Below are 26,458 nucleotides of genomic sequence, written 5' to 3' on the forward strand. Positions count from 1 at the left end.
GCCAACGGGGGGAGTTGGCGGGCTCTTGGAAACCGCCCTGGGTTTCGGGGGGCGTAATCGGGCGGCTTCATGTGAGTAAACACCGGTCCGCGAGATGCGTTCCGGCGGCCGGACTCTTTTTCGGCGAAAAGGCCCGGCCCCGTTTCCCCGGTTAGTTGCGGAACCGGATGCCGATGTAGGCCGCCCGTCCGGTTTCGCCGTAGCCGAGGCTTTCCTGGTAGTCCTCGTCGGCCAGGTTCTCGATGCGGGCGGTGAAGGTGATCCGGTCGTTCAGCTTCCAGCCGCCGGTCAGGTCGGCGGTGAGGAAGCCGTCACGGGTCTCGGTGGAGAAGGTCGAGGGGTTGCTGTCGACCTGCTCGCCTTCGGCCCGGACCGTCAGCTGGGTGTCGAAGCGATCGTTGCTCCAGCCGAGGCTGACCGAGCCGGAATGTTCCGGAACCCGCAGCAGCCGCGCGCCGGTCACGGCGTTGATCGCGTCGGTGTAGGCATAGCCGGCCTTGAGGATCAGCGGACCGAACTCGGCGTCGAAGGCGGCGGTGACGCCGGTCGTCGTCGTGCGGTCGATGTTCACATAGCGGCCGATGCCGTAGGAAATCTGGTCCTCGACCTCCAGGCGGTAGCCGGTGACCTGGGCGAAGAGCCGATCATCAGGCGAGCGCCAGCTGGCCCCCAGGTCCCAGCCGTCGGCCTTTTCGGGCTTGAGCCCCACGGAGGGGCCGGCCGGGAAGCAGAAGTCGCAGACCACCTGGCTGATGGTCGGAACCTTGTAGCCCTGGCCCCAGCTGGCCTGCAGGGTGAAGCCGGCGCCGACCTCGTAGGAGGCCGACAGGCGGGCCGTGGTCTCGCTGTCGAAATCGTCCGGGTCGTCGTAGCGCAGGGCGCCGGTCAGGGTCAGCGGGTCGATCGGGCGCCAGCGCAGGACGCCAAACAGCGAGGTGGCGCCAAGGTCGGCGGTGTCGCCGGTGCTGACGCTGGCCTCGGTCTCGTCGCGCTCCAGGCCGGCCACGAAGGCCAGGGCGTCTTGCGCCCCGCCCCGGCCGACCGTGTAGCGGAGGGCGGTGCGGTCGGCCTCGTAGGAGGAGGAGAAGGCCGAGATGTTGTCGCGCCGCAGGTCGTAGCCGCTGATCGTCAGGCTGTGGTCGAGGCCGCCGATATTGTCGGCGCGCAGGCGGGCGAAACCGCTCCAGCTTTCCGATTCCGACCGGTCGCTGGTGTCGCCGAACGCGAAGAAGGCGTTGTAGCCGTCGATGTCGGTGTCGAACGCGCTGTAGCGGACGCGGCCGTCGAGGGTGACCTTGTCGCCGATGGCGACACGGCCGCCGACACTGGCGCTCCAGCTTTCGAAGCCATCGTCTTCCGTGCCGTTGGCGGCCTTGGAGACGCCGTCGCTGCGGTAGCCGGAGAGCGAACCGTTGACCGCGAAGCGATCATTGGCGACGCCCGCCGCCGCCGTGCCGCGCACGGTGGCGTAGGAGCCGCCCTCGAGGCCGAGGCGCAGGCCGTTGAGCTCGCGTGAGGTCAGGCTGATCACGCCGCCGATGGCGTCGCTGCCCCAGAGGGATCCTTGCGGCCCCTGCAGGATCTCGACGCGCTCGATGTCGGCCAGGTCGAGGCCGGCGAAGTCGTAGCCGCCGTTGGGGCTGGAGGCGTCGTTCTGGACGACGCCGTCGATCAGCACGAGGGTCTTGTCGCCGGCCGCGCCGCGGATGCGGACGGTGGTGACGCCGCCGAAGGCGCCGTTGCGGCTGAGCGACAGGCCGGGGACGTCGCCGAGGATGTCGGCGGCGAAGATGGCTTGGCGGCGGTCGATGTCCTCGTCGGTGAGGACGGTCAGGCCGAGCACGGTCTGCGGCTCGGTCGGCAGGCGGGTGACGATGACGGCGTCGACGTCGCCCTCAGACGTGTCGGCGGCGTAAGCGGCGGAGGACAGCAGGGCCAGCGAACTGGCGGCGAGGAGCAGGCGGGTGAAACGCATGGTGCGCTCTCCTTGATCAGGAGCCCGCGCGGCGCCGCGAGGCGGGTCAAGGGACGCGACCACGTCGGCGCGCCGGCCGACGGTCGCTTCAACGGGAGACCCCGCGCCGACAGCCTGGACCCGGGCCACGGACGAACGACGACGGCGGCAGGTCTCCTGGCTTGCGGGTCGACAGGCATCGCATCGTCGCCTTCCCGGTTTCCCAGTGGCGCCCTCCCCGATGATGAGGAGAGACCGATACGGCCCTCGCCGCTGACAGTTGCGGGCACAGCGGGGGATTTACACCCCCTTCCCTCTTGGCCCCCGTGGGGGACCGCCTGGGGGCGCTAATGCTGCAATGCGGCGAGGATGGCAAGTCCGGGAAGCTCCGGTGACTGTCTCGCGCAGCGTGACTGTCACCGTGTGGCGCGGACGGTGACAGTCATCCGGCTGCGCCGGAGGACAGTCACCGCTAGTACCAGCCTGCCGTCCGCAGAGCCCCGGCGTAGGCGCGGGAGACCGGCGCCTCGACGCCGCCCTTGAGCGACAGGGTGGCGCGGCCGTCGCCGCGTTTGGCGCCGGTGACGGCGGTCTTCGACACCCACCAGGAGCGGTGGGTGCGGGCCCCCTCGATGCCCTCCAGCTCGGCGACGGCGTCGGACAGCCGCATGAGGATCAGGTCCTGGCCCTTGCTGGTGTGGAGCCGCAGGTAGTGGTCCTCGGCCTCGACGGCGTAGAGCTCGGCCCCGCGCAGTTTCGGCGGCAGGCGATCGAGGAACCGCGGCGGCGCGGCGCCTGTCGGGGCGGCGTGGGTCTCGTCGGGCTTGCGCTGGACCAGGTAGTTGAGCGCCGTCATGGCCACCGTGACGATCAGGACCGGGGCGACGAACTGGGGCAGCCGCGAGACCGGCAGGCCGCAATCGCAGAACACCAGGGTGGTCACGGCCCAGACCATCAGGGTCAGCGGCGGGGTCAGCAGCAGCACGATCAGGCCGCCTTGCAGCCAGGGCTTCTCCTCGATCCAGCCGACGCGATCGATGAAGACGGAGATGCCGACCCCGGTCAGGGACCCGAACAGCATCATCAGGCTCCAGTATCCCAGACGAACGGGCAGGCTGCCGTAGTTGGTGTCGAAGGCCCCGGTCAGCGCCAGGAAGACGCCAGCGAGCAGGGCCAGGCCGACGCCGCGCACATGGCGGTTGGCGGCAAGACTCCTGAGCCCGGTGGTCATCCACGAAGCGCCAATGGCGGGGCCTGTCCGTTCGCGAAGGGGCGGCGTCGGCCCACGGCTTTGCGGCTGCGGGCTCATCGGGCAGCCGGCAGGGTCAGGGTCATCGACAACCCCGCAAAGGAACCTCTCATGCTTACCCGCTCCAACTCAGCCGCCCTCGCCGCCTGTCTCCTGACCGCCCTTGCGGTTGTGAACGCCAGCCCCACCGCCGCGCAAGAGGCCGGCGAGGTCAGCGTCACCTTTTCCGGCATCCGCAACCCGACGGGCGCCCTGTTCGTAGGCCTCTACGACAACGAGGCGGCCTTCGGCGGCGGCCAGCCCGTTGGCGGCTACCGGCTGGCGGTCGACGGCGCGACCGTCGCCCAGTCGATCAAGGGCCTCAAGCCCGGCCGCTACGCCCTCAAGGTCTATCACGACATCGACGGCGACGGCCGGATGAACACCAACGCCTTCGGCCTGCCGACCGAGCCCTACGCCGCCTCCAACAACGCCCCCGCCACCATGGGCCCGCCGGCCTGGGCCGACGCCGTGTTCGAGGTCACCGCCCAGGGCGCGACCCAGACCATCGTCATCGATTGAGCGCCTGCTTCGACACGCGCCCGCGGCGCTGCTCAGCATGACTGACTTTGGTGGATTTCCCCCAAGCCAAGTCATCCTGAGCAGCCTGCGCGGCAGGCGTGTCGAAGCCTGCCCTTGGGCGGGCCGGGCAGGCCTGACCCGAGGGGACGCAATCCCGCCCGCTCCGACACCCGAGAGACACCCCATGGACCGCCGCGCCTTTCTCACCACCCTGGCTGGAACCAGCCTCGCCGCCCTGACCCCGGAGGCGGTGCTGGCCGCCTCGGCCGCCGCCAATCCCGCCTGGGCCCTGGCGGTCGGCGATATCGAGGCCGATCTGGCGCCCCGGAGCCTGCGCCTGATCCACGGCCGGGCCCCAAAGGCCCTGGCCGGGACCCTCTACCGCAACGGCCCGGCCAAGTTCCGCCGCGGGACCAGCCCCGCCGGCCACTGGTTCGACGGCGACGGCCTGGTGCGGGCCTTCCGCATCCGCGAGGGCAAGGCCAGCCTGGCCGGCAAGTTCGTCGACACCTTCAAGCGGCGCCAGGACGAGAAGTTCGGGGCCATGGTCGGTCCGGGCTTCGGCGCCGTTGTGGCCAAGGGCGCGGTCGTGCGCCACACCGACGACAGCAACGCCGCCAACACCGCCCTCTTGCCGATCGGCGGCGAACTGCTGGCCCTGTGGGAACAGGGCTCGCCCATCGCCCTCGATCCGGAGACCCTGGAGACCAGGGGGATCAAGACCTACGCCCCTGACCTGGCCCACATGCCCTTCCTGGCTCATCCGCGCATCGAGCCGAACGGCCGGGTGTGGAACCTCGGCCTCGCCGGCAAGCGGGCGCTGGTCTGGACGCTGAAGGCCGATGGGACGCTGGAGAAGACCGGCATGCTGGAGCTGCCGCGCGCCAGCTACATCCACGACTTCACGGCCACGAGCCGGTCACTGGTCATCGTGCTGCAGCCCTGGATCCAGGACAAGCGCGTCTATCCCTTCGCGGCCAGCATGAGCTGGCGGCCGGAGCTGGGCACCCAGGTGCTGGTGGTCGACAAGGACGATTTTTCCAAGCGCCGCCTCTACGACCTGCCGGCCTTCTTCACCTTTCACCTGGGCGACGCCTGGGAGGAGGCCGACGGGACCATCCGTTTCGACGCCTGCGTCGACGCCGACGCCAGCTTCGCGGCCGAGGGCGGATCGCAGCTCCTGCAATACCGCATGCCCAAGACCCAGGAGACGCGGCTCAGCTTCATCACCCTGGGACCGGACGGCAAGGGGCGGATCGAGGTCAGCCCGCTGCCGGCCGAGTTTCCCAAGACCGACCCGCGCTTCGCCGGCCACGGACGGATGAAGACGGTGGTCAACACCGTCGGCGGCGGGCCGGCCAAGCCCTTCCTGCAGGGGGTGGCGGTCAGCGACTGGCATACGGGCAAGGCGGACGTCTTCGACTTTGGGGGCGGCCAGTGCGCCGAGGAGTTCGTCTTCGTCCCGCGCGGTTCAAGCCGCGAGCTGGACGGCTGGCTGGTTGGGACAACACTGAATCTGAAGGCCCGGGCGACCGAGCTGCATGTGTTCGATGCGTCGCGGGTATCGGCGGGCCCCCTTTGCAGCTGGCGGGCGGATGTGCCGTTGCCGGTCGGATTCCACGGCTGCTGGGTTTGACGGTCGCTCGCGCCCTCCCTTGCGCAATCCTCCCGGTGCGGCCTATCGGTGTTTTCCATGACCGCGACACGGGGCAGGCCACGCAAGGACGGGCGGGGGCGGCCGGCGAAATCCACCGGCAGCGACATGCGCCAGGCCATCCTGGACGCCGCCGAAGGCCTGTTCGCGCGGCACGGCTTCTACGGGGTGACCACCCGCCAGGTGGCGGCCGAGGCCGGCGTCGACACCGCCCTGATCCACTACTATTTCGGGGCCAAGCGCGAGCTGTTCGACGCCGTCTTCCTGCGCCGGGCCGAGATCCTCAACAGCGACCGCAAGGCCTCCATGGACGCCTATGAGGCGGCTAACCCCGGCCGAATGACGCCGCTGGGGGTGATCACCGCCTTCATCGATCCCCTGATCGAGCGGTCGCTGACCGGCGGCTCGGGCTGGAAAAACTATTTCGCCCTGGTGGCCCAGGTGAACAACACCCCGGCCTGGGGCGGCGAGACCATGCACCGCTTCTTCGATCCGGTGGTGCACCAGCTGGTCGACACCCTCAAGCGGGCCAAGCCCGAGGCCGAGCTGGCCGATCTCTACTGGGGCTACCAGTTCCTCACCGGCTCGATGATGCTGGCCCTGTCGGAGACCGGCCGCATCGACCAGCTGTCGGAGGGCCTGTGCCACTCCAGCGACCTGGAGGCGATCCGGGCGCGGCTGTACCGCTACTGCGCGGCCGGCTTCGAGGCGCTGGTCCGCTAGCTATCCCGGGATGACGAAGGTCGGCGCGTAGCCGAAGGCGGCGTCGCAGCGCATCGACAGCTCGATGACCACGCCGGTGCCCTGGGCCACGTTGTCGATGCGGTCCTTGCGCAGCATCTGGCGGAAATTGTCCTCATAGACCTTGGCGGCCGCCTCGGTGGCGACGCCGCCGTTCAGCAACTTCACCCGCCGCGCGCCCCAGTCGATGGTCGTGAGGTTTGTCGCCCCGCCGAGCTGTGGACGCCAGGCGGCGATCGAGGCGGCCTCATGGGTCAGGGCGCCATAGGCCCCGACGCAGGTGACCTTGTCCGCCGTCCATTCCTGGGCGAAGGCGGGGGCGGCGAGCAGGCTGGCGGCGAGGCCGAGCGCGAGGATACGCATTGACGAGCTTTCCTTGTTCATGCGGTCAGTCTGCAGGTCGCCGGATCGACCCACATCCTCGCTTTGGGGGGTGTTTTCGACCGCCCTGCCCAAATCCGACCGTCCGGTGTGGCGCCAATTCATCATGTGGTGAAAAAAGGGTCGGCAACGCCCCTTCCAGCGGCAGGCCGCCGTTGCGCGCGAGGCCGTCCTGACTGATGGTCGGCGATAATTCGCGTTTCGGTGAATTTCTCGTAATCAACAGCGTCCGCCAACGGACCACTGGACCTCCCGAAAGGTCCGAAGCCGACGCTCCCAGGGAGGGCGACTATGAAGACCATGTGGAAAGCCATGTTGCTGGCCGGTGCGGCCTGGGGCGCGGCAAGCGCCGGCGCCTATGCGCAAGACGTTCCCGCCGAAGGCGCCAGCGTCGACGAAGTCGTCATCACCGCCCGCCGGCGGGAAGAAAACCTGAAGGACGTGCCCGTCGCCGTCTCGGCGGTCGGCGAAGCGGCCCTGGAGCGCCAGGGCGGCACGGACATCACCATCATCCAGCAGATCACCCCCAACGCCACCGTGCAGGTCGCCCGGGGCTCCAACTCGACCCTGATCAGCTTCATCCGCGGCATCGGCCAGCAGGACCCGCTGTGGGGCTTCGAGCCCGGCGTCGGCCTCTATGTCGACGACGTCTATGTCGCCCGTCCGCAGGCCGCCGTGCTCGATGTCTTCGACGTCCAGCGCGTCGAAGTGCTGCGGGGGCCGCAGGGCACCCTGTACGGCCGCAACACCATCGGCGGCGCCATCAAGTACGTCACCAAGCGCCTGTCGGACGAGCCGGAGCTGAGCCTGAAGGGCGCCTACGGCAGCTTCAACCAGGTCGACCTGATCGCCTCCGGCTCGCTGCCGATCGGCGAGACCTTCGCCATCGGCGCGGCCGTCGCCAAGTACGACCGCGACGGCTTCGGCGAGAACCTGACCACCGGCGCTGATCACTACAACAAGGACGTCACCGCGGCCCGCGTGTCGGCCGAATGGCGGCCGTCCGAGGCCCTGTCGTTCCGCGTCGCCGGCGACTGGGTGAAGGACGATTCCAACCCGCGTCACGGCTACCGCGAAGTGCAGGCGCTCAACAGCGGCGGCGTCCCGATCGCCGGCGGTGCCCCCCTGGGCAGCGTCTACGACACCAAGGCCGGCATCGGCGACAGCAACAGCGTCGAGACCAAGGGCCTGTCGCTGACCGCCCAATGGGACATCAGCGACACCCTGACCTTCAAGTCGATCACCGCCTACCGTGAGGGCGAGACCACCACGGTCATCGACTTCGACGGCCTGCCCGCCGCCATCCTGGACATTCCGGGCCGCTACGCCGACGACCAGCTCAGCCAGGAATTCCAGCTGACCTACACCGGCGACCGCGTGCAGGGCGTCGCCGGCATCTACTACTTCGACGGTCACGCCGAAGGCGCCTTCGACACCATCCTCAGCCAGGCCGGCATCGTCATCGGCACCGCCGGCGCCGTCGACACCAAGTCGATCGCCGTGTTCGCCGATGTCAGCATCGACTTCACCGACAGCCTGAAGGCGTCGATCGGCGGCCGCTGGACCCGCGACGAAAAGGAAGGCACCGTCTTCCGCGCCAACTACCTGGGCGCCGTCCGCAGTCCGCTGCTGGGCGGCACGGTGCGCGCGCCGCTGCTGGTCCGCTCGAACTACACCAACGAGAACACCTTCGAGGAGTTCACCCCGCGGGTCAGCCTGAGCTACGACCTGACCGAGGACCTGACGACCTACATCTCCTACAGCAAGGGCTTCAAGTCGGGCGGCTTCGACATGCGCGGCGACGTCATCCTGACGCCGACGACGGTCGATGGCTATGACCCCGAAACGGTCGACAGCTACGAAATCGGCCTGAAGGGCAGCCTCTACGACGGCCGCATCACCTTCGCGACCGACCTGTTCAAGGCCGACTACAAGAACCAGCAGGTGCCCACCCAGGCCCCGGGTCCCGGCGCCAGCATCGCCAGCGTCGTCGCCAACGTCGGCAGCTCGGAAATGTGGGGCTGGGAGTTCGAGAGCCGCCTGCGGTTCACCGACAACTTCTCCGTCGGCACGGCGATCGGCTACCTCGATGCTGAGTTCAAGGAGTTCAACCGCTTCTTCGCGGGCGGCACGATCAACCCCATCGACGGGACCGTGGTGCCCGTCGGCGGCGCGAACGTGAACGTCGCCTCCATCGCGGATCTGCAGAACGCGCCCGAATGGACGATGAACTACAACGCCACCTGGACCTTGGACGACGTGGCCGGCGGCACGCTGTCGCTGACCCCGTCGGCTTCGTTCCGCGGCAGCTCGCAGATGTTCGAGTTCGCCGCCCCGGCCATCGATCAGGAGAGCTACTGGCTGTACGACTTCAACGCCAACTGGGTCGCTCCGGGCGGCAACTGGAAGGTCAGCCTGACCGGCAAGAACATCACCGACGAGCGCTACCGCATCGGCGGCTATAACTTCCCGCAGACGGCCGGCGTGCTGTTCGGCAACTCGGTGGTCGGCTTCTACGGCAACCCGGCGACCTGGACGCTCGGGATCGAGTGGAAGCTCTGATATTCCTGTAGACCAACCTTGAAGGGGGCGGCCTGGAAACGGGCCGCCCCTTTTTCTTTTTGTAGAGACAGTAAAAATCCGGAGACGCCGATGACCGCCGCCGCTGCCCCCGCCAAGAGCGGGTCCGGGTATCGCATCTACGTCCTGGCGATCCTGATTGTCGTCTACACCTTCAACTTCCTGGACCGGCAGATCCTCGGCATCCTGGCCGGGTCGATCAAGAAGGACCTGGGGCTGACCGACAGCCAGCTGGGCCTGATGGGCGGGCTGGCCTTCGCCCTGTTCTACACCGCGCTCGGCATCCCGGTGGCCTGGCTGGCCGATCGCAAGAGCCGCAGCTGGATCATGACCGCGGCGCTGACCGTGTGGAGCGGCTTCACCGCCGCCTGCGGCCTGGCGACCGGGTTCTGGAGCCTGTTCCTCTGCCGCATGGGCGTCGGGGTCGGCGAGGCCGGCGGCACCGCCCCGGCCTACAGCCTGATCGCCGACTACTTTCCACCCAACCAGCGGGCCCGGGCCCTGGCCGCCTACAGCTTCGGCATCCCGATCGGCACGGCGGCCGGCATCCTGTTCGGCGGGCTGATCGCGGCGGCCATCGACTGGCGCACCGCCTTCATCGCCGTCGGCCTGGCCGGCGTCATCATCGCCCCGATCTTCAAGCTGACGGTGAAGGACCCCAAGCGCGGCGGCGCCTTCGACGCCGAGGGCCATGCGGTCGACGAGCCGCTGAAGGCGCCGGAGGCCGCGCCCCGCATGAGCGAGGTGCTGAGCACCCTGCTGGCCAAGCCCAGCTTCTGGCTGCTGTCGCTCGGCGCGGCGGCCTCCAGCGTCTGCGGCTACGGCATCGCCTTCTGGCTGCCCAGCTTCTTCGAGCGCAGCCTGGGCCTCAGCCTGGTCGACCGCTCGCTGTTCCTCGGGGCCCTGGCCCTGATCGGCGGCACGGCGGGGGTCTGGCTCGGCGGCTGGCTGGGCGACCGGCTGGGCGGCAAGAACAAGGGCGCCTATCCCCTGGTGGCGGCCATCGCCTTCCTGGTCGCCTTCCCCTGCTTCTTCCTGGCCATCAACGCCTCCAACCTCTGGCTGGCCTTCTTCCTGTTCCTCATTCCCCAGGGGCTGAACCTGGTCTGGCTGGGGCCGATCATCACCTCGATCCAACACCTGGTCCCCGGCCGCATGCGCTCGACCGCCTCGGCCTGCTTCCTGTTCATCAACAACCTGATCGGCCTGGGCCTGGGCACCTACTATTTCGGGGCCGTCTCCGACCTCCTGACGCCGCACTTCGGGGCCGAGGCGCTACGCTGGTCGATCTACAGCGGCCTCTGCTTCTACCTGGTCAGCGCCGCCCTGTTCTTCGCCGCTAGCCGGCGTCTACAGCGCGACTGGGTCGACTGAACGCAGCGCACCATCGCTCGTACGGGGCGAAACCGCCCCCACTTTCCGCGAACGTCAAGCATCGAAAACCCCGCGAGGCCGCCTCGCGGGGTTTGTCTTTTCGTTCTTTTCCGGCGGCTTGCCTGCCGTTAGGTGCGGCGCCTATAAGGCCCCGTCCGTGATCAAGGCGGGCGCCCCACCGCACAAGGCGAGCTCCTTCCAGCGATGAACATTCACGAATACCAGGCCAAGGCCGTCCTCGCCGAGTTCGGCGCTCCCGTCTCCAAGGGCTTCCCCGCCCTGACCCCCGACGAAGCCGCCTCCGCCGCCGAGCGGCTGGGTGGCAAGATCTTCGTCGTCAAAAGCCAGATCCACGCCGGCGGCCGCGGCAAGGGCCGCTTCGAAGGCCTGGGCCCCGACAGCAAGGGCGGCGTCCGCGTCGTCAAGACGGTCGAAGAGGTCCGCAAGAACGCCGAGGAGATGCTCGGCCGGGTGCTGGTCACCCATCAGACCGGCCCCAAGGGCAAGCAGGTCAACCGCCTCTACATCGAGGACGGCTCGGACATCGACAAGGAATTCTACCTGTCGCTGCTGGTCGATCGCGAGACCAGCCGGGTGTCGGTCGTCGCCTCCACCGAGGGCGGCATGGACATCGAGGAAGTGGCCCACAACCGGCCGCACATGATCCACACCTTCAGCATCGACCCGGCCACCGGCGTCATGCCGCACCACGGCCGCACCCTGGCCAAGTCGCTGGAACTGACCGGCGGCCTGGCCAAGGAAGCCGGCGTCATCCTCGGCCAGCTCTATGCCGCCTTTGTTGGCAAGGACATGGAGATGCTGGAGATCAACCCGCTGATCATCACCGAGGACCAGCACCTGCGCGTCCTCGACGCCAAGATCAGCTTCGACGGCAACGCCCTGTTCCGGCATCCCGACATCGTCGCCCTGCGCGACGAGACCGAGGAGGACGAGAAGGAGATCGAGGCCAGCAAGTACGACCTCAGCTACATCGCCCTCGACGGCGAGATCGGCTGCATGGTCAACGGCGCGGGCCTGGCCATGGCGACCATGGACATCATCAAGCTGTACGGCGCCGAGCCGGCCAACTTCCTCGATGTCGGCGGCGGCGCCAGCAAGGAGAAGGTCACCGCGGCCTTCAAGATCATCACCGCCGACCCGAACGTCAAAGGCATCCTGGTCAACATCTTCGGCGGCATCATGCGCTGCGACATCATCGCCGAGGGCGTCATCGCCGCGGTCAAGGAAGTCGGGCTGCAGGTTCCGCTGGTGGTCCGCCTGGAAGGCACCAACGTCGAACTCGGCAAGCAGATCATCCGGGAAAGCGGCCTCAACGTCATCGCCGCCAACGACCTCAGCGATGGGGCCGAGAAGATCGTCAAGGCGGTGCGCGGGTAGGACCCGCGCGCTTCGCCCGTCACTGAAATTCAAGGCTAGAGAGCCCGTATGTCCATTCTCATCGACAAGAACACCAAGGTCATCTGCCAGGGCATCACCGGCAGCCAGGGGACCTTCCACACCGAACAGGCCATCGCCTACGGCACCCAAATGGTCGGCGGCGTCACCCCCGGCAAGGGCGGCACCACCCACGTCGGCCTGCCGGTGTTCGACACCGTCGCCGAGGCCGTCGAGCGCACCGGGGCCGACGCCAGCGTCATCTATGTGCCGCCGCCCTTCGCCGCCGACTCCATCTGCGAGGCCATCGACGCCGAGGTGCCGCTGATCGTCTGCATCACCGAGGGCATCCCGGTCTCGGACATGATCAAGGTCAAGCGCGCCCTGGCCGGGTCCAAATCGCGGCTGATCGGGCCCAACTGCCCGGGCGTCCTGACCCCCAACCAGTGCAAGATCGGCATCATGCCGGGCTCGATCTTCTCGGCCGGCAGCGTCGGCGTCGTCTCGCGGTCGGGCACCCTGACCTATGAGGCGGTGTTCCAGACCACCAACGTCGGCCTCGGCCAGACCTCGGCCGTCGGCATCGGCGGCGACCCCGTCAAGGGCACCGAGTTCATCGACATCCTCGAGATGTACCTGGCCGACGAGGCGACCAAGTCGATCATCATGATCGGCGAAATCGGCGGCAGCGCCGAAGAGGACGCCGCCCAGTTCATCGCCGATGAGCGCAAGAAGGGTCGCTGGAAGCCGATGGTCGGCTTCATCGCCGGCGTCACCGCCCCTCCCGGCCGCCGCATGGGCCACGCCGGCGCGATCATCTCCGGCGGCAAGGGCGGCGCGGGCGACAAGACCGCCGCCATGGAAGCGGCCGGCATCCGCGTCTCGCCCTCGCCGGCGCGGCTGGGTGAGACCCTGATGGAAGTGCTCAAGGGTTAGGCGCCTTTCGCCTCAGCGACTTTTGACGCCGGCGGTCAGAGATGACCGCCGGCGTTGTCGTTTGGGGGGCGGTTCTGCCCCCATCCGCCCCCCTGCGAGGGCCACCTTCTCCCCGAAGGCCGGAGAAGGACTCATATCGCGAAAAAACCCAACAAAATCGCTTGGTTTATCTCCCCATTCATGGGCGACCGGCCTATATGAGGCCCCATTCCAAGGCCGCCCCTTCAGCGGGCGGCGCAAACTGGCGCGAGTGCAATGGCGGACGACGCAGGTCACATCAATCAGATCCTGACCGAAACTTCCTTCCTCTACGGCGGCAACGCCGATTACGTCGAAGACCTGCACGCCCGCTGGGCCGAGAATCCGGCCTCCGTCGACACCTCCTGGCAGGCCTTCTTCGCCAGTCTCACCGACCAGGCCCAGACCATCAAGGCCAATGCCGCCAAACCGGCCTGGACCCCCAACCGTCCGGCTGGCGTCCGCCCCGACTGGTTGCCGGCCCTGGATGGCCAATGGCCGGCCGCCCCCGCCATCGAGGCCAAGCTGGGCAAGGCCATCGAGACCAAGAGCCCGACGGCCAGCGTCGAGGCCATCCGCGCCGCCACCACCGACAGTCTGCGCGCCATCATGATGATCCGCGCCTACCGGATGCGGGGCCACCTGAAGGCCAACCTCGACCCGCTGGGCATCGCCATCACCCCCGGCGACGCCAGCGAGTTGGAGCCGTCGAGCTACGGCTTCACCGAGGCCGACCTCGACCGGCCGATCTTCCTCGACTTCGTGCTCGGCCTGGAAACCTCGACCCTGCGCGAGATCCTCGAGATCGTCCGCCGGACCTACTGCGGCAACGTCGGCGTGCAGTACATGCACATCTCCAACCCGCAGGAGAAGGGCTGGATCCAGGAGCGGATCGAGGGTCGCGACAAGGAGATCACCTTCAGCAAGGAGGGCAAGATCGCCATCCTCAAGAAGCTGATCGAGGCCGAGGGCTTCGAACGCTTCCTGCACAAGCGTTTCCCCGGCACCAAGCGTTTCGGCCTGGACGGGGCTGAGGCCTGCATCCCGGCGCTGGAACAGATCATCAAGCGCGGCGGCGCGCTTGGCGTGAAGGACATCGTGCTGGGCATGCCGCACCGCGGCCGCCTGAACGTCCTGGCCGCCGTGATGGGCAAGCCCTACCACGTCATCTTCCACGAGTTCCAAGGCGGCACCAGCCTGCCGTCGGACGTCGAGGGTTCGGGCGACGTGAAGTACCACATGGGCGCCTCGTCGGACCGGTCGTTCGACGGCAACAACGTCCACCTGTCGCTGACCGCCAACCCGTCGCACCTGGAAATCGTCAACCCGGTGGTGCTGGGCAAGGCCCGCGCCAAGCAGGCCTTCACCCTGCGCGAAACGCCGGACGCCGGCCGCACCCATGTGCTGCCGCTGCTGCTGCACGGCGACGCCGCCTTCGCCGGCCAGGGCGTGGTGGCCGAGTGCTTCGCCCTGTCGGGCCTGAAGGGCTACCGCACCGGCGGCACCATCCACTTCATCGTCAACAACCAGATCGGCTTCACGACGGCGCCGCACTACAGCCGCACCAGCCCCTATCCGTCGGACGTGGCGCTGATGGTCGAGGCGCCGATCCTGCACGTCAACGGCGATGACCCCGAAGCGGTCGTCTACGCCGCCAAGGTGGCCACCGAGTACCGCCAGCAGTTCGGCAAGGACGTGGTCATCGACATGTTCTGCTACCGCCGGTTCGGTCACAACGAGGGCGACGACCCGACGATGACCCAGCCGCTGATGTACGCACGCATCAAGGGCCATCCCTCGACCCGCGAACTCTATTCGAGCCGCCTGATCGAGGAGGGCGTCGCCACCCAGGCCGACGTCGACACCTGGATCAAGGAATTCGACGACTTCCTCGACGCCGAGTTCGAGGGCGGCAAAGCCTACAAGGCCGACAAGGCCGACTGGCTGGACGGCAAATGGGCCGGCCTGACCCTGCCGGGCGACGAAGAGCGCCGGGGCAAGACCGGCGTGCCGCTGCAGAAGCTGCTCGACCTGGGCCGCAAGATCACCGCCGTGCCGGGCGGCGTCGACGTCCACAAGACCGTCAAGCGCATGGTCGAGAACCGCCGCGCCGCCATCGACGCCGGCGAGGGCATCGACTGGGCCCTGGCCGAACACCTGGCCTTCGCCACCCTGCTGGACGAGGGTTATCCGGTCCGCCTCAGCGGCCAGGACAGCGTGCGCGGCACCTTCACCCAGCGCCACTCCGACCTGATCGATCAGACCACGGAGGAACACTACACGGCGCTGAACAACCTGCGCCCCGGCCAGGCGCCGTACGAGGTCATCGACAGCCTGCTGTCGGAGGAGGCGGTGCTCGGCTTCGAGTACGGCTTCTCCCTGGCCGATCCCAACACCCTGACCCTGTGGGAGGCCCAGTTCGGCGACTTCGTGAACGGGGCCCAGGTGGTCATCGACCAGTTCATCGCCTCGGGCGAGCGCAAATGGCTGCGGATGAGCGGCCTCGTCATGCTTCTCCCCCACGGCTACGAGGGCCAGGGCCCCGAGCACAGCTCGGCCCGGCTGGAGCGCTTCCTGCAGTCCTGCGCCGAGGACAACATGCAGGTGGTCAACTGCTCGACCCCGGCCAACTACTTCCACGCCCTGCGCCGGCAGATGCACCGTGAGTTCCGCAAGCCCCTGATCGTCATGACGCCCAAGAGCCTGCTGCGCCACAAGAAGGCGGTGTCCAACCTCGAGGACATGGCCGAATCGGGCAGCTTCCATCGGGTGATGGTCGACGGGGCCGAGGCCGGCTGCGACGTCGGCGGCGTCACCCTGCAGAGCGACGACAAGATCACCCGCGTCATCGCCTGCTCGGGTAAGGTCTACTTCGACCTGGTCGAGGCGCGGGCCAAGGCCGGCCGCGACGACGTCTACATCATGCGCATCGAGCAGTTTTACCCCTGGCCGCTGAAGTCGGTCATGCAGGTGCTGGGCCGCTTCAAGAACGCCGAGCTGGTCTGGGTGCAGGAAGAGCCGAAGAACATGGGCGGCTGGACCTTCGTCGACCCCTGGCTGGAACTGACCCTGGAGCGCATGAAGCTGAAGGCCAAGCGGGCCCGCTACATCGGCCGCCCGGCCAGCGCCTCCACCGCCGCCGGCATGATGAGCCGGCACATGAGAGAACTCGAAGCGTTCCTCAACGACGCCTTCGCCTAAAACCATGCCGGCGTCGTCCGGCGACCGAACAGACAAGACGAGTAAGGATCTATGGCCGACATCATGACCCCCGCCCTGGGCGAATCCGTCACCGAAGCGACGGTCGCCAGCTGGAAGAAGAAGCCGGGCGATGCGGTGAAGCGGGACGAAATCCTCGTCGAACTGGAAACCGACAAGGTCAGCCTGGAAGTCGCCAGCCCGGCCGACGGGGTGCTGGAAAGCATCGCCGCCAACGACGGCGACACCGTCGTCCCCGGCGCCGTGCTGGGCGTGGTGACCGCCGGCGGCGCGGCCGCGGCGCCTAAGGCGGAAGCGCCCAAGGCTGAAGCGGCACCGGCCCCGAAGGTGGAGGCCCCGAAGCCGGCTCCTGCCCCTGCCCCCGCGGCGGCCAAGGCTGACGACAAGCCGCTGGCCCCGTCGGTGCAGCGCATCGTCAGTGAGACCGGCCTCGACCCGGCCGGCGTCGCCGGAACCGGCAAGGACGGCCGCATCACCAAGGGCGACGCCCTGGCCGCCCTCGACGCTCGCGCCGCCGCCCCGGCCCCCGCGCCGGCCCCGGCCGCCGCCCGGGCCATCCACGAGCGCGAGGAGCGGGTCCGCATGACCCGCCTGCGCCAGACCATCGCCCGCCGGCTGAAGGAGGCGCAGAACAACGCCGCCATGCTGACCACCTTCAACGAGGTGGACATGAGCGCGGTCATGGCCCTGCGCAATCAGTACAAGGACACCTTCGAGAAGACCCACGGCGTCAAGCTGGGCTTCATGAGCTTTTTCGTCCGCGCCTGCGTCGCGGCCCTGAAGGCCATCCCGGACGTCAACGCCGAGATCGACGGCCAGGACCTGATCTACAAGAACCACTACGACATCGGCGTCGCCGTCGGCACCGAGAAGGGCCTGGTGGTTCCGGTCGTCCGTGACGCCGACACGATGTCGCTCGCCGGCATCGAGAAGGCGATCGGCGCCCTCGGCAAGAAGGCTCGCGACGGCCAGCTGGCCATCGAGGACATGCAGGGCGGCACCTTCACCATCTCCAACGGCGGGGTCTACGGCTCGCTGATGTCGACGCCGATCCTCAACGCCCCGCAGTCGGGCATCCTGGGCATGCACAAGATCCAGGAGCGGCCGATGGTGGTGAACGGCCAGATCGTCATCCGCCCGATGATGTACTTGGCGCTCTCTTACGATCACCGCGTCGTCGACGGCCAGGGCGCCGTGACCTTCCTGGTCAAGGTCAAGGAAGCCATCGAGGACCCGCAGCGACTGCTGCTGGACGTCTAGCCCTGTACCCGGCATGCTGAGCGGCATGTCGGGCCCTCTCAAGATCACCGATCATCGCCGCCCGATCGTCGAGCCGGGCGGGTTCACCTGGCCGTGGTCGCAGGGCGGGACGGATCTGAACATCGGCCAGTCGGCAATGACGCCCGGCGTCAGCTTCCGCGCGCCCACCGTCGAGATCGGGCCAGAGAAGAAGGAACGGCGGCCGCGCCTGAAACGCGCGCCGGCCAACGTGGCGACCGCGCAGCCCGGCATCCTCAACGGCCTGGCCCCGCCGGTCATCGGCCTGCTGGCCATCTTTCACGCCTCGCCGCACCTCAGTGGCTTCATGGGCCTCGACGACCTGATCTTCGACCTGGCCGGCAGCCTGCCATTTGGCGACCTCCTGGCCCCCGCGGCCCGCGCCTGGGGCTTCGAGCCCTTCTGGGTCTGGGCCATCGCCCTGGGCCTGCGCTTCCTGGCCGTGAACGCCGCCAAGAAGTCGGCCATGGGCGCCCTCAGCCTGGCCCTGGCCGCCTTCCTGCTCGACGCCGGGGCCTGGATCGTCATGGGGGCGGGCGGCGAGGGTCAGGGGCCGCTGGCCACCCTGCTGCTGGTCGAGGGGGCGGTGCTGCTGGTCCCGCTTCTGCTTCTCTGGCTGTTCGACCGCCAGCGCCGGCGGCAGGAGGTCTAGACCCGTCGCGCGTTAACTTATGTCGTTGATTAGACATAAGAGTTTCATGGAACCGACCGGCCGCCCGGCCATTCTGGAAAAGGCCGCGTGCGAGCGGCCAAAAGTCGGGACCGCGTCATGTCGACCATCGAACCTCCGCCTCCCGGGCCGCCGAAGGCTGGCCAGGAAATCGACTTCCGGGAACAGCTGCTCGACCTGATCCCGGCCATGCGGGCCTTCGCCCGCTCGCTTTGCCGCGACCGCGACGAGGCCGACGACCTGGCCCAGGACGCCCTCTACCGCGCCCTGCAGAGCTGGCGCACCTTCAAGCCCGACACCAACCTCAAGGCCTGGGTGTTCACCATCCTGCGCAATCGCTTCTACAGCACCCGCCGCGCCGCCGGCCGCGAGACGGCGCTCGATCCAGAGGTCGCCGAACGCAACCTGACCTTCACCGACAGTCCCGAAGCCCGCTTCGAGCTGGACGTCGTGCGGCGCGGCCTGGTCCGCCTGCCCGATGAGCAGCGCGAGGCGATCATGCTGATCTGCGCCGCCGGCCTGACCTATGACGCGGCCGCCGAGGTGGCCGGCGTGCCCATCGGCACCATCAAGAGCCGCCTCAGCCGGGGACGCGCCAGCCTGCTGGCCCTGGTCGAGAGCGGCAAGGTGGCCGCCGACGGCCAGGCCCCTTCGCGGGCCTTCGCGGCCATCATCGGCGAGGCGGCCCGGCTGGCCGACGGCGAGGGCTCGGTCAGTCGCCGTCCCGGCGAAGCATGAACAACGCGTGGGCGACCCCGGCGCATTCGCAGGCCACCTTGCGCAGGCCCGGCAGGTCGAGGATTTCCATATTGCCCCGGCTGTAGCGGATCAGGCCGCGGTCCTTGAGGGCCGAGGCCATGGCGCTGATCGTCGTGCGCTGCACCCCGGTCATCACCGCCAGATAGTCCTGGGTCAGCGAGAAGGCCCGCGTGCCGGTGCGGTCGGCGGTCATCAGCAGCCAGCGGGCCAGCCGCTGCTCGGCGCTGTGCAGAACGTTGCAGGCGACGAATTGCTGGGTCTGGGCGGCGTCGGCGAGGGCGTGGCGGAACAGCAGGCGGGCGAAGCCGGGGCTCTGCTCCAGCCGGGTCCGGAAGGCGGCGGCCGGCAGGCGGAAGGCGCTGCCCGGAATCTGGGCGAACACCCGGTGGTAGGAGGCCGCGTCGCTGGCCGCGTCCAGCAGGCCGGCCCCGCCCTCGCGGCCGATGGTGTTGCTCTCGATGAAGCGGCCATCTTGCATGACGGTGACCACCGACAGCACGGCCGAACTGGGGAAGTAGACGTGAGAGACCGCGCCGCCGTCGGGAAACACCACCTCGCCACGCTGCAACGACACTTCACTGAGCATCGGCGCAAGGGTTTCCATGTCGGCATTTGCGATGGCCGACAAAAGAAAGTTTCGAAATTCCAACTGTGACCCCGCCGATGCAGGGCTTTTTCTAAACTCGCCTTGACGGCGCGTCCCGCAAATTCTGCTCTATGTTTTGAAAACTACATATGATTACTTCAAACGACACAAATTGTCAAATTGTAATATCCTATGTCGGAAAGACGAATTATGATGACCCCGTCGGGATTACTGAGCGGAGGTCCAGGCATGAATACCAAACCCTCGGCCACGGCCCTGCCGGCCTTCGACACCCCGCCGCACGTCGAACTGATCGCCGGCGAGGTGGTGGTGCTCGGGCCCGGCTCGACCGGCTTTTCGATGACGCCGGCCGCGGCCCGCGAATTCCACGACGCCCTGGGCGCCTCCCTGTCCGGCCTGCCTGACCCTCGCGGGTGAACTCCGTTCCGGGTGACCTGGGCCTCCAGCTGGTGCATGCTGACCTGACAGGGGCGCTGTGGGGGCGGCATGGACGAGCGACACAACGATCCGATCATCAGCGGGCCGGAGCCGTCGGGCCCGGCCGTCTGGTGGCGAAACCTGGTCTCGGCCTTCAGGGCCATGCGGGCCAGGCCCAACCCGCCCGCCGCGGGGAAGCCGCGCGCGCCGAAGGCCAGGACGGCGTCCCCGGCCGATGCGGCCGCCTCGGCCGCCGAGACCAAGGCCTGGCGGGCCGTGCATGGCCCGCCCTTCGTCTGGCTGGCGCCGGTGTTCCTGGCCTTCGCCGCCCTCTACGCCTTTCCTCAGCTGGCCGAGGCGCTGCAGCCCCAGAACCCGCGCAGCCTGATCAAGGCGCTCGTCGTCCTGGGGCCGGGCTTCGCCGCGCCGGTCGAGCCGATGCTGGCCGGGTGGCTGTGGGCGCCCCTGTGGGTGACGCTGCTGGCCCTGGCGCTGCGCCTGCGGGCGGTCTGGGTGAGCCACCTGGCCATTCTCGACGCGGTCGGCTGGTCGATGGCGGCCCTGGTCGTCGAGGGCGGCGCCTGGCTGCTGGTCGGCCGCAAGGCGCTGTCCGCCTGGAGCCCGGCCGAACGCGATGGCGTCTGGCAGCTGATGGTCGGGGAGATCATCTTCCTGTTCCTGACCGCCGTCCTGTTCGCTCCGGCCAGCCGCCAGCGCATCCGCTTCGAGCAGTCGTGAGATGAGCAGGGACGCCCCGGACGATCCCGACCTCGCCGACCACGATCCGCAGCCGGCCGAGGCGCCTCCCCACCGATCGACCTGGAGGCTCTGGATCATCGGGCCGGTGGTGCTGGCCTTCGCCCTGTTCCATGTCGCGCCGCACCTGGCCGACCTGGCCGGCGAGCCCCGCGCCGTGCTGGCCAGGCTGACCGCGCCCCTGCCCTGGGGCGCGACCCTGCGCGACGCCGCCGGAGGCTGGCTGTGGGAGCCGGCCTGGGTGTGGCTGGGGGCGATGGCGCTGCGCCTGCGCACCCTGCAGCGGATGTTCCGCGACCCGCCCGGCGCGGCGGCGATGGCCCTGATCGCCGTCGTCTTCGAGGCCGGCTTCTGGATCTTCATGGGCCTGAAGAAGACCAGTGCCTACAGCCCGGCCGAGGCCTCGGCCCTGATCCTGATGCTGAAGATCGAAGGCGCGGCCATGCTGGCCCTGCTCTGTCTGTTCCTGCCCCTGCGCCGCTGGAAGCTCGGCGAGGCCGACGCCCACCGGAACCGAGGCTGACCCAGGCGCATCCATGACCCTGTCCATCCTCGCCCGCTTTCACACCCAATCGGACGCCCAGGTCGCCGCCTCGGCCCTGCGCTCGGCCGGCTTGTCGCCGGTGGTGTTCGACGAGCACTACGGCGGCATCGACTGGGTCGCCCAGTCGGCGCTTGGCGGTTACCGCGTCATGCTCCCGACCGGTGAACTGGCTGACGGCCGGGCCATCCTGGCCATCGCCGCGGAGGCCGGGCCCGACCCCGAAGCCGAGCCGCCGGTGACCGGATCGATCCCGGCCGCCGCCATGACCCTGGCCGTCGGTCTGGTCACGGGGTTCGAGGGTGGCTGGCTGGTCACCGGCATCCGCAAGCGCCAGTGGCCCGACCCCGCCGCCTGGTTCGCCGGCGTGGTGCTGGCGGTAAGCCTTTTCCTGATCCTCGGCCTGATCTGGGCCATGGTCTGGAATCTGTTTATCAACCCGCCATGACACCCCAGGATCAGCTGGCCATCCTGGCCGTCGTCGCCCGGCTGCTCGGCGGCTGGTACGTCTTCGCCGGGGCGGTGGCGCTCAACGCCTGGCGGATGAACGTCTTCGTCGACAAGGCGCTCGAAACCCTGACGCAAAAGCCGACCGACCGCGTCGAGCAGCTGCGCGGCTGGACCATCTTCGGGGTCGGGGCCCTGACCCTGATGTCCGGGATATTCCTGATCCTGCTCAGCCCCCTGGCGCCGCCCGCCTTCATGGCCTGCTGCGCGCTGCAGGGGGCCTATTTCGCCTGGGCCCGCAAGGCGCTGCCGCCCAAGGACGAGGCCGGCCGGCGTGGCCGGCGCGCCTCGACCAATGCCTTCCTCTTCTACATGGCGGCCAGCGCATTCGTGCTGGGTTGCAATCTGGTCGGTTTGTTCCGCTGAATTCGGTGGTTGGGCCTCGCAACCGGGGCCGCGATTTGCCATATGCAGCGCACAATTTTCCACGCGAAGGATTTGCGGCCCATGGCCCAGTACGACGTCGTCATCATCGGGGGCGGCCCCGGCGGCTACAACGCGGCGATCCGCGCCGGACAGCTGGGCCTCAAGGTCGCCTGCGTCGAAGGCCGTGGCAAGCTGGGCGGCACCTGCCTGAACGTCGGCTGCATGCCGTCCAAGGCCCTGCTGCACGCCTCCGAGATGTACGAGCTGGCCGGCAAGGACTTCGCCAAGCTGGGCATCGACGTGACGCCCAAGCTGAACCTGACCCAGATGATGGCCCAGAAGGCCGAGAGCGTCGAAGCCCTGACCAAGGGCATCGAGTTCCTCTTCAAGAAGAACAAGGCCGACTATGTGAAGGGCTGGGGCCGTATCGCCGGTCCGGGCAAGGTGGCGGTCAAGGCCGAGGACGGGACCGAGACCATCCTCGAAACCAAACACATCGTCATCGCCACGGGCTCGGAGCCGACCCCGCTGAACGGCGTCGAGATCGACCAGACGCGGATCGTCGATTCGACCGGCGCCCTGTCGCTGCCGGAGGTGCCGAAGTCCCTGGTGGTCATCGGGGCCGGCATCATCGGCCTGGAGCTGGGCTCGGTCTGGCGCCGCCTGGGGGCCGAGGTCACCGTCGTCGAGTATCTGCCGCGCATCACCCCCGGCGTCGACGAAGAGACGGCCAAGACCTTCCAGCGCTCGCTGACCAAGCAGGGCATGACCTTCAAGCTGTCGACCAAGGTCACCGCCGCCAAGGTCGGCAAGAAGGACGTCGAGCTGACCCTCGAGCCGGCGGCCGGCGGCGACGCCGAAACCATCAAGGCCGACTACGTGCTGCTGGCCATCGGCCGCCGTCCGTACACGGAGGGCCTGGGGCTGGAGACCGTCGGCATCACCCCCGACAAGCGCGGCGTCATCGAGACCGACCATTTCAAGACCTCGGCGCCCGGCGTCTGGGCCATCGGCGACTGCATCCACGGCCCGATGCTGGCCCACAAGGCCGAGGAGGACGCCGTCGCCTGTATCGAGCTGATCGCCGGCAAGGCGGGGCATGTCGACTACAACCTGGTGCCGGGCGTCATCTACACCTATCCGGAGGTGGCCTGGGTCGGGAAGACCGAGGATGCGCTGAAGGCCGAGGGCGTCGCCTACAAGGTCGGCAAGTTCCCCTTCACGGCCAACAGCCGGGCCAAGATCAACCACGAGACCGAAGGCTTCGCCAAGGTCCTGGCCGATGCCAAGACCGACCGGATTCTGGGGGTGCACATCATCGGCCCGGCGGCCGGCGAGATGATCGGCGAATACTGCGTGGCCATGGCTTTCGCCGCCGCATCCGAAGACGTCGCCCGCACCTGCCACCCCCACCCCACCCGCTCCGAAGCCGGCCGTCAGGCGGCGATGGGCGTCGAGGGCTGGACGATGCAGGCCTGATCTTCCACCTTCCCTGGAAAGCAGGGAGGACGGACATGGCCGACGAGATCAAATGGCGCGATCCGGAGATCGGCGCGGTGCGGGCCTTCTACGCCTCGCTGCAGCCGCCGGAGGGCGCGCCCAAGCCGACCTGGGCCGAGCGCCGCATCGCCATGGACGGCTTCGGCGACCTGGGAACCCTGCCTGAGGGGACCCTGGTCGTGCCCGTCGACATCGGCGGCATGGCGGCCGAGGGCCTGGTGCCCCAGGGCTATGACGAGAGCCGCCAGATCCTCTACCTGCACGGCGGCGGCTATTGCGTCGGCAGCCCGACGAGCCATCGTCCGACCGCCGCCCGACTGGCCGCCGAGGCCGGTTGCCCGATTCTCGTGCCCGACTACCGCATGGGGCCGGAGAACCCGTTTCCCGCCGCCGTCGAGGACGGGGTCAAGGCCTGGCGCCACCTGCTCGACGCCGGCCTCGATCCGGGCCGCATGGTCATCGCCGGCGACAGCGCCGGTGGCGGTCTGACCCTGGCCACGGCCCTGGCCCTGCGCGACGCCGGCCTGCCGCAGCCGGCCGGGCTGTTCTGCATCAGCCCCTGGGCCAACCTGGCCCAGGTCGGCGCCGCCTACGACCGGGTGCAACACCTCGACCCGATGATCAGCATTCCCCGCCTCGACGAGTTCGCCGCCGCCTACCTGAACGGGGCCGACCCGGCCCATCCTCACGCCTCGCCGGCGCTGGGCGATTTCGCCGGCATCGCGCCGATCCTGATCCATGTCAGCGGCGCCGAGGTCCTGCTGAGCGACAGCATCGCCGTCGCCGAGGCCGCCGGCATGGCCGGGGTTCCGGTGCGGCTGGAGATCTGGCCGGAGATGCTGCACGTCTGGCACGCCTGGTCCGGCCAACTGACGGCCGCCCGCAAGGCGCTGGAGGGCGCGGGAGCGTGGATCCGGGAAGTGACCTCTCCATAAGCTGTCATCCCCCGGCGGCCGCAGGCCGACCGGGGGACCCAAGACGGCTCCGGAAAGACTCCTGGCAATTTTCACGTGGACAGCTGGGTCCCCCGGTCCGCTTCGCGGCCGGAGGATGACAGAAGAGGGTGGAATTACTTGCTCGGCGCCGCCATCGGCGTCCCCGCCTTGAAGCTCGCCTTCACCCCCTCATGCAGGGCCGGCGGCAGGGGGATCATGCCGCGTTCCTGCAGGTAGCCGCCGCGCCCCGAGGCGGCATCGGAGGTGTATTCCTTGACGAAGGCCCGCAGGCCCGGGGTCAGGTCGAGGCGCGATTTCTTGACGTAGATGTAGAGCGAGCGGCTGAGCGGATACTTGCCCGAGGCGATGGTCTCGAAGCTGGGCCGCACGCCGTCGATCGAGGCCACCTTCACCTTGTCCATGTTCTCTTCGTAGAAGAAATAGCCGAACACCCCGGCCGAGCCGGGGGTGCGGGTCAGGGTCTGGACGATGGCGTTGTCGTTCTCGCCGGCGTCGATCCAGCGGTCGGCGCGCAGGGGATCGACCTTGGCCTTGAAGGCCTTCTCGTCGTCCTTCTTCATGCCCTTCAAAAGCTCGAAGCGCTGGGCCCCGTGCTCGATGCCCAGTTCCAGGAAGGCGTCGCGGGTGCCGCTGGTCGGCGGCGGGCCGTAGACCAGGATCTTGCTGGGCGGCAGGCCGGCCCCGATCTGGCTCCAGTTCAGGTAGGGGTTCTTCTCGAACCGCCCCTGGCGCAACACGTCCGCCGACAGGGCCAGGAACAGGTGCTCCAGCTTGAGATTGAAGTCGGGGGCCCGCTTGTCCATGGCCAGGACGATGCCGTCGTAGCCGACCTTGATCTCCAGGATGTCGGTCACCCCATTCTTCTGACAGGCCTCGTATTCCGACTTCTTCATCGGCCGGCTGGCATTGGCGATGTCGGGGAAGGCGTCCCCGGCCCCGCCGCAGAACAGCTTGATGCCGCCGCCGGTGCCCAGGCTCTCGACCTTGGGGGTGCGCGAGCCGGTCTTGCGGGCATAGGTCTCGGCCACCCGCGTCGTATAGGGGAAGACCGTCGAGGAACCCGCGGCCCAGACATAGTCGCGGGCCGCCCAGGCGGTCCCCGCCGAAGCGACGGCGATCAGGGCAATGGCGGAGGCGAGCAGGCGCTTCATCAGGACGGTCCCCTTGGTCGGAACCGTCCTTACGAAGCTTGTGCGACAGTCCGACGACAGACGGCGAAATTCATCCGTGGTCAGAGCAGGCGGCCGCGGATCGCCTGGCTGATCAGGTCGATGGTCGACACCGCCACGATGATGATGATGACGATGGCCGAGGTCTTGCCGAACTCGAAGCCGTTGATGCTGTCGAACAGCACCTGGCCGATGCCGCCGGCCCCGATCAGGCTGAGCACCGTGGCCGCCCGTGAGTTGGATTCGAAACGGTACAGCGCATAGCTGGTCCACAGCGGCGCGACCTGCGGGATGACCCCCCACATGATCTCGTGCAGCGGCAGGGCGCCGGTGGCGCGGACACCCTCGACCGGACCGCGCTCGATCGATTCCACCGCCTCGGAGAACAGCTTGCCCAGCACGCCGCCGGTGTTGACCGCCAGGGCCATGACGCCGGCGAACGGGCCGAGGCTGACGGCGACGACGAACAGGGCGCCGACGACCAGGTCGGGGATCGAGCGTTGGATGTCGAGGATGCGGCGGACCGGCTGCTGGATCCACACCGGGGTGATGTTCTTGGCCCCGGCCAGGCCAAGCGGCACGGCGATGATGATGGCGATGAAGGTGCCCCACAGGGCCATCTGAATGGTCAGCCACATCGCCTCGACGTAGCTCTGCCACTTGGTGAAGTCGGGCTGCAGGAACTGGCCGCCGTACTGGGCCATCCGGTTGTTCGACGAGAACAGGTCGGCGAAGCGGAAGATCTCAGCCTGCTTGAAGCTGTAGATCAACAGCACGGCCAGGCCGCCCCAGATCAGCAGGTCGAGCAGGGTGTTGACGAGGCTGCGACGCGGCGGCGGCGGAATGACGTCAGGCGTGGACATGAGCGAT

Annotated in this window: 24 protein-coding genes and 1 riboswitch; of the genes, 18 read left to right on the plus strand and 6 right to left on the minus strand. The window is 68.5% G+C overall.

Annotation, left to right across the window (positions count from 1 at the left end; translation table 11 throughout):
- Nucleotides 1-151 precede the first annotated feature (151 nt).
- Together AC1RSK_RS11985 and AC1RSK_RS11990 are read right to left on the minus strand one after the other, a co-directional pair.
- The gene (locus AC1RSK_RS11985) at nt 152-1,975 is read right to left on the minus strand and encodes a TonB-dependent receptor plug domain-containing protein (protein WP_492907770.1); all 1,824 of its coding nucleotides are present in this window, start codon (nt 1,973-1,975) and stop codon (nt 152-154) included.
- A gap of 130 nt (nt 1,976-2,105) precedes the next feature.
- Nucleotides 2,106-2,308, minus strand: a riboswitch (cobalamin riboswitch).
- Between the two features lie 118 nt (nt 2,309-2,426).
- Nucleotides 2,427-3,185, minus strand: coding sequence for a LytTR family DNA-binding domain-containing protein (locus tag AC1RSK_RS11990; protein WP_492907771.1), 759 nt, complete (start codon nt 3,183-3,185; stop codon nt 2,427-2,429).
- Nucleotides 3,186-3,314: 129 nt separating this feature from the next.
- Between AC1RSK_RS11990 and AC1RSK_RS11995 the strand changes: the two genes are divergently transcribed.
- The 3 genes from AC1RSK_RS11995 to AC1RSK_RS12005 all read left to right on the plus strand — a co-directional run bounded on the left by AC1RSK_RS11995 (nt 3,315) and on the right by AC1RSK_RS12005 (nt 6,141).
- Nucleotides 3,315-3,764 carry a DUF2141 domain-containing protein gene (locus tag AC1RSK_RS11995; RefSeq protein ID WP_492907772.1) on the plus strand — a complete coding sequence of 150 codons (450 nt, stop codon included), beginning with the start codon at nt 3,315-3,317 and terminating at the stop codon, nt 3,762-3,764.
- Between the two features lie 184 nt (nt 3,765-3,948).
- Nucleotides 3,949-5,400: a carotenoid oxygenase family protein gene (locus tag AC1RSK_RS12000; protein ID WP_492907773.1), complete on the plus strand. Its 1,452-nt coding sequence runs from the start codon at nt 3,949-3,951 to the stop codon at nt 5,398-5,400.
- A 57-nt stretch (nt 5,401-5,457) separates the two neighbouring features.
- Entirely contained in the window at nt 5,458-6,141 is a 684-nt protein-coding gene (locus AC1RSK_RS12005) for a TetR/AcrR family transcriptional regulator (RefSeq protein WP_492907774.1), read from the plus strand.
- On the opposite strand, the gene AC1RSK_RS12010 is transcribed toward AC1RSK_RS12005, so the two are convergent.
- Nucleotides 6,142-6,522, minus strand: a complete 381-nt coding sequence (locus AC1RSK_RS12010; RefSeq protein ID WP_492907775.1) for a hypothetical protein — start codon at nt 6,520-6,522, stop codon at nt 6,142-6,144.
- A gap of 309 nt (nt 6,523-6,831) precedes the next feature.
- Between AC1RSK_RS12010 and AC1RSK_RS12015 the strand changes: the two genes are divergently transcribed.
- The 8 genes from AC1RSK_RS12015 to AC1RSK_RS12050 all read left to right on the plus strand — a co-directional run bounded on the left by AC1RSK_RS12015 (nt 6,832) and on the right by AC1RSK_RS12050 (nt 18,748).
- Nucleotides 6,832-9,102, plus strand: a complete 2,271-nt coding sequence (locus AC1RSK_RS12015; protein WP_492907777.1) for a TonB-dependent receptor — start codon at nt 6,832-6,834, stop codon at nt 9,100-9,102.
- Nucleotides 9,103-9,192: 90 nt separating this feature from the next.
- On the plus strand, nt 9,193-10,494 hold the full coding sequence (locus AC1RSK_RS12020) for a spinster family MFS transporter (protein ID WP_492907778.1): 1,302 nt from the start codon (nt 9,193-9,195) through the stop codon (nt 10,492-10,494).
- Nucleotides 10,495-10,698: 204 nt separating this feature from the next.
- The gene (sucC, locus tag AC1RSK_RS12025) at nt 10,699-11,892 is read left to right on the plus strand and encodes an ADP-forming succinate--CoA ligase subunit beta (RefSeq protein WP_492907779.1); all 1,194 of its coding nucleotides are present in this window, start codon (nt 10,699-10,701) and stop codon (nt 11,890-11,892) included.
- Nucleotides 11,893-11,940: 48 nt separating this feature from the next.
- Entirely contained in the window at nt 11,941-12,825 is an 885-nt protein-coding gene (gene sucD, locus AC1RSK_RS12030) for a succinate--CoA ligase subunit alpha (RefSeq protein WP_492907780.1), read from the plus strand.
- A gap of 255 nt (nt 12,826-13,080) precedes the next feature.
- Nucleotides 13,081-16,044: a 2-oxoglutarate dehydrogenase E1 component gene (locus AC1RSK_RS12035; protein ID WP_492907781.1), complete on the plus strand. Its 2,964-nt coding sequence runs from the start codon at nt 13,081-13,083 to the stop codon at nt 16,042-16,044.
- A 51-nt stretch (nt 16,045-16,095) separates the two neighbouring features.
- Nucleotides 16,096-17,322, plus strand: coding sequence for a 2-oxoglutarate dehydrogenase complex dihydrolipoyllysine-residue succinyltransferase (gene odhB, locus AC1RSK_RS12040; protein ID WP_492907782.1), 1,227 nt, complete (start codon nt 16,096-16,098; stop codon nt 17,320-17,322).
- A gap of 25 nt (nt 17,323-17,347) precedes the next feature.
- The gene (locus AC1RSK_RS12045) at nt 17,348-17,992 is read left to right on the plus strand and encodes a hypothetical protein (protein WP_492907783.1); all 645 of its coding nucleotides are present in this window, start codon (nt 17,348-17,350) and stop codon (nt 17,990-17,992) included.
- A 117-nt stretch (nt 17,993-18,109) separates the two neighbouring features.
- The gene (locus AC1RSK_RS12050) at nt 18,110-18,748 is read left to right on the plus strand and encodes a sigma-70 family RNA polymerase sigma factor (RefSeq protein ID WP_492907784.1); all 639 of its coding nucleotides are present in this window, start codon (nt 18,110-18,112) and stop codon (nt 18,746-18,748) included.
- On the opposite strand, the gene AC1RSK_RS12055 is transcribed toward AC1RSK_RS12050, so the two are convergent.
- A complete protein-coding gene (locus AC1RSK_RS12055; protein WP_492907785.1) occupies nt 18,723-19,373 on the minus strand; it encodes a Crp/Fnr family transcriptional regulator in 651 nt (216 codons plus the stop codon). The two genes, AC1RSK_RS12050 and AC1RSK_RS12055, sit on opposite strands and share 26 nt — an antisense overlap.
- 231 nt (nt 19,374-19,604) lie before the next feature.
- On the opposite strand from AC1RSK_RS12055, the gene AC1RSK_RS12060 reads away from it, so the two are divergent.
- From AC1RSK_RS12060 to AC1RSK_RS12090, 7 genes are all read left to right on the plus strand, one after another.
- The gene (locus tag AC1RSK_RS12060) at nt 19,605-19,793 is read left to right on the plus strand and encodes a hypothetical protein (protein WP_492907786.1); all 189 of its coding nucleotides are present in this window, start codon (nt 19,605-19,607) and stop codon (nt 19,791-19,793) included.
- Nucleotides 19,794-19,862: 69 nt separating this feature from the next.
- Nucleotides 19,863-20,531: a hypothetical protein gene (locus AC1RSK_RS12065; protein WP_492907787.1), complete on the plus strand. Its 669-nt coding sequence runs from the start codon at nt 19,863-19,865 to the stop codon at nt 20,529-20,531.
- A 1-nt stretch (nt 20,532) separates the two neighbouring features.
- The gene (locus AC1RSK_RS12070) at nt 20,533-21,072 is read left to right on the plus strand and encodes a hypothetical protein (protein ID WP_492907788.1); all 540 of its coding nucleotides are present in this window, start codon (nt 20,533-20,535) and stop codon (nt 21,070-21,072) included.
- Nucleotides 21,073-21,085: 13 nt separating this feature from the next.
- On the plus strand, nt 21,086-21,538 hold the full coding sequence (locus AC1RSK_RS12075) for a hypothetical protein (protein WP_492907789.1): 453 nt from the start codon (nt 21,086-21,088) through the stop codon (nt 21,536-21,538).
- Nucleotides 21,535-21,963 carry a hypothetical protein gene (locus AC1RSK_RS12080; RefSeq protein ID WP_492907790.1) on the plus strand — a complete coding sequence of 143 codons (429 nt, stop codon included), beginning with the start codon at nt 21,535-21,537 and terminating at the stop codon, nt 21,961-21,963. The genes AC1RSK_RS12075 and AC1RSK_RS12080 overlap by 4 nt, the downstream gene beginning before the upstream one ends.
- An 81-nt stretch (nt 21,964-22,044) precedes the next feature.
- Nucleotides 22,045-23,442, plus strand: coding sequence for a dihydrolipoyl dehydrogenase (lpdA, locus tag AC1RSK_RS12085; protein WP_492907791.1), 1,398 nt, complete (start codon nt 22,045-22,047; stop codon nt 23,440-23,442).
- A gap of 35 nt (nt 23,443-23,477) precedes the next feature.
- On the plus strand, nt 23,478-24,398 hold the full coding sequence (locus tag AC1RSK_RS12090) for an alpha/beta hydrolase (protein ID WP_492907792.1): 921 nt from the start codon (nt 23,478-23,480) through the stop codon (nt 24,396-24,398).
- A 134-nt stretch (nt 24,399-24,532) separates the two neighbouring features.
- Here the strand turns inward: AC1RSK_RS12090 and AC1RSK_RS12095 are convergent, their stop codons facing one another.
- Both AC1RSK_RS12095 and phnE read right to left on the minus strand, forming a co-directional pair.
- On the minus strand, nt 24,533-25,570 hold the full coding sequence (locus tag AC1RSK_RS12095) for a substrate-binding domain-containing protein (RefSeq protein WP_492907793.1): 1,038 nt from the start codon (nt 25,568-25,570) through the stop codon (nt 24,533-24,535).
- A gap of 80 nt (nt 25,571-25,650) precedes the next feature.
- The gene (phnE, locus tag AC1RSK_RS12100; RefSeq protein WP_492907794.1) at nt 25,651-26,451 is read right to left on the minus strand and encodes a phosphonate ABC transporter, permease protein PhnE; all 801 of its coding nucleotides are present in this window, start codon (nt 26,449-26,451) and stop codon (nt 25,651-25,653) included.
- Between the last annotated feature and the right edge of the window lie 7 nt (nt 26,452-26,458).

This window comes from Caulobacter sp. GW821-FHT11A05 (genome assembly GCF_058809015.1).